This is a genomic window from Dietzia sp. SYD-A1 (assembly GCF_015356725.1).
Classification (GTDB): domain Bacteria; phylum Actinomycetota; class Actinomycetes; order Mycobacteriales; family Mycobacteriaceae; genus Dietzia.
In genome coordinates this window covers 1-2,889 of sequence record NZ_JADDKI010000457.1, presented here as the reverse complement: position 1 = coordinate 2,889, position 2,889 = coordinate 1, and the positions used below count along the sequence as shown (strand labels likewise).

At 74.0% G+C, this 2,889-nt stretch carries 3 protein-coding genes; 2 read left to right on the top strand and 1 reads right to left on the bottom strand.

What is annotated here, in order from left to right; all coding sequences use genetic code 11:
- A partial coding sequence (locus tag IY392_RS15640; protein WP_309234199.1) for a glycosyltransferase occupies window positions 1-1,126 on the bottom strand: 1,126 nt, incomplete at its 3' end.
- Between the two features lie 61 nt (window positions 1,127-1,187).
- Between IY392_RS15640 and IY392_RS15635 the strand changes: the two genes are divergently transcribed.
- Together IY392_RS15635 and IY392_RS15630 are read left to right on the top strand one after the other, a co-directional pair.
- Window positions 1,188-2,054, top strand: coding sequence for a WcbI family polysaccharide biosynthesis putative acetyltransferase (locus tag IY392_RS15635; protein ID WP_194861704.1), 867 nt, complete (start codon window positions 1,188-1,190; stop codon window positions 2,052-2,054).
- Between the two features lie 5 nt (window positions 2,055-2,059).
- Entirely contained in the window at window positions 2,060-2,872 is an 813-nt protein-coding gene (locus IY392_RS15630) for a hypothetical protein (protein ID WP_228549497.1), read from the top strand.
- The last annotated feature ends 17 nt before the right edge of the window (window positions 2,873-2,889 follow it).

The window sequence follows — 2,889 nt, the reverse complement described above, 5'->3', positions numbered from 1 at the left end:
GCTCGGCATGGGCCGCGGCGACCGCACCGTCCTCGGCCGCGGCCGCGCGAACGGGGACCGGCGGGGCGTTCAGGGCACCGGCGAGCGCCCGGCGCAGTTCGTCGACGGTCGGTTCTGTGGGGTCGTAGGAGGCCGCCGGGTGACCCCACTGCTCGATCAGGTAGCCGACGTCCGGGATGACCGGCGGCAGGCCCAGATCCCGGCACAACTCCAGCCATCCGGAATGCGTCCCGTGGCGGTGGGGTAGGACGAGGGCGTCGAACCCGGACAGGGCCCGGCAGAGCTCGTCGTCGGTCAGGAGGTCGTGGGGGCGGACCTCGACGTCCGGGAGGTCGGCCAGTGTATCGAGAGCGTGCGCCGCCCCATGGCGGGTGTGGCCGGGAGCGCGGGCGCCGGCGAGGGCGTCGGAGCGCACCATCACCACCAGGTCGGTCTCGGAGGGCAGTGCGTCCGCCAGACGCGGCAGCAGGCCCTCGGCGGCGACCCCGGCCCTCAGCGAGCCCAGCGCCACACCCACGGTCCGCCGGCCGGATGGCTGTGCGAAGGGCGGCTCGGCGGGGCGCTCGTCCTGCGCGGGCGGCCCAGCGTGTCCGGCGTTCCCGAGACGGCCCAGGCGGTGCGGCTCGGTGACCCCGACCGGCATGAGCCGGGGATGGGGGATGACCCGGGAGCCCACGCCCCACCTCCGCCGTATCTCATCCGCCGCACCCGCGGTCAGGGTGATAACCGCGTCCGCCCCCCGCACCAGGATCCCGGTGCGTTCGAGATGCATGGCCGGGTCGGGCTCGTGGGGATTGGTCAGGTCGTGCACGGTCACCACCAACGGCATCCCTCGTGTCCGGACCGCGACGACGAACTCCGCGACCTGTGCCGGGCTCCGGTGCTCGTAACCGAAGTGCACGTGGACGAGGTCGGTGCCGTCCAGCACCTCGGGACGATCAGCGGCCTCGAGCGCGGGGTGCGGCCACCACCGCGACGGCTCGGCCGGATCGAGCAGGGGATCGGCGAGCACCGCGACATCCCCCCGCTCGGTGACGGGGCCGAGGGCGTGACGCACGTAGTCGTGGCCGGCGGGGATCGACCGGATCCGGAGGGGGCCTGCGGACGAGGAGCGGCTGTGGGTCACTCCGCCACCGTGCCACGTCTGCCGGTTGCCGCGACCTGGGGCCCTGCCTACGCTCGTCGCGGTGAGCACCACCGCCCAGCCCTCCGTCATGGTGATCGGCAACTGTCAGGCCGATGTCTACCGCGACCTCCTCCGCAGCGTCGACGGGGTCGCGGTGCGGGACGTGCGACCGGTGTACGAGATGACGGCACGCGACGTCCCGGAGCTGCACGCGGACCTCGCGCGCACCGACGTGCTGATCATCCAGCCCGTCCGGGACGACTACCGGGACCTCCCCCTGGGCCATCGCCAACTCGCGGCGCGGCTGCCGACCGGGGCGACCGTCGTGCTGGTCCCGGTGCTGAGGTACGCCGGACTGCACCCCTATCAGGTGCTGATCCGCCCCCCTCACGACCGTTCACTCGTCCCGCCCATCGCCCCGTACCACGACCTGCGGGCGATCATCGCCGCCGCGACCGGTGACGAGGACGTACTCCGCGCCGCCCCCGACCCCGATCAGGCGCGCGCGGCGGCGCGGGAGTCGGTGGAGGCACTGCGCATCCGTGAACAGGCCCACGGCACGCTGATCGCCTCGGATCTGCTCGAGGGCACACCGCGATGGCACACCATCAACCACCCGGACCGCCATACCCTGCGCGAGGTCTTCCGTCGCGTCCTCGACGCACTGCCCGCGGGGCTCGTCGACGACCCACCCGACATCGGCGACCGCGAGCCGCTCGGGGCCACGAGGGCGCCGGTGGATCCGGCGGTCGAACGCGCGCTCGGCCTGCCCGAGACCGGCCCGCGCGACTGGTTGGTCGACGGCATCAGCTTCTCCGGCGACCAGGTCACCCAGGCGCACCTGGCCTGGTACGCGACCACGCCGGGGGTGGTCGAGGAGGGCCTGCGCCGCCACGCCGACCGGATCGACCTCCTGGGGTTGAGGTGAGCGAGATGCCGACCCCGCCGCTGACGATCGCCCTCGGCCCCCCGACGCACGGGGTGACGCGGTTCGCCGCCGACTGCGCCCGCGCCGCCGGCACCCCGCTGCTCGAGGTGCCCGAGTCGGCCCGGTTGAGGGAGGCTCTGGCCGCTCATCCGGGTAGCGCCGTTCACCTGCACATCACCGACTCGTTGTTCGGGGCGACTCCGGACGAGGCGGCCGACACGGTCGAGGTCATGGCCCGGGACCGGCCGGTGGCCGTCACGCTCCACGACATCCCCCAGCCGGCCGAGGGAACGGAGCGGTGCCGACGCCGGATGGGGGCCTATCAGCGCATCGCGGCGGCAGCGGGGTTGGTGGTGGTGAGCTCCGAACACGAGCGTCGCCTCTGCGACGCGGCGGGGATCGTCGTCGACGCGGTGATCCCCCTGCCCGTTCCCGACCTCGGAGTCGCCAGCTCACCGATCGAACCGGACGCCGGCCCGCATCCCGAGGCGGTCCGGCGGGACGAGCGTTCGGTGGGGGTCTTCGGGTTCCTGCACCCCGGAAAGGCGGTGGACGTGGTGGCGCAGGCGGTCGCCGAGCTCGCCGCCGCCGGTGACCACTCGGTCGGGCTTCGACTGCTCGGGTCGCCCGCCGCCGGGCACGAGGACTACGTGCGCGCGGCGGTGGAGACCGTGCGGGCGGCGGGTGGCCACGCCGACGTGACCGGGCACATCGAGGACGGCGACCTCGCCCGCGTCCTCGGCGAGGTGACCGTGCCGGTCGCACTGTTCCGCAACGTCTCGGCCTCGGGGTCGATCAACACCTGGGCCGCCGCCTGACGCCGCCCCCTCGTCAC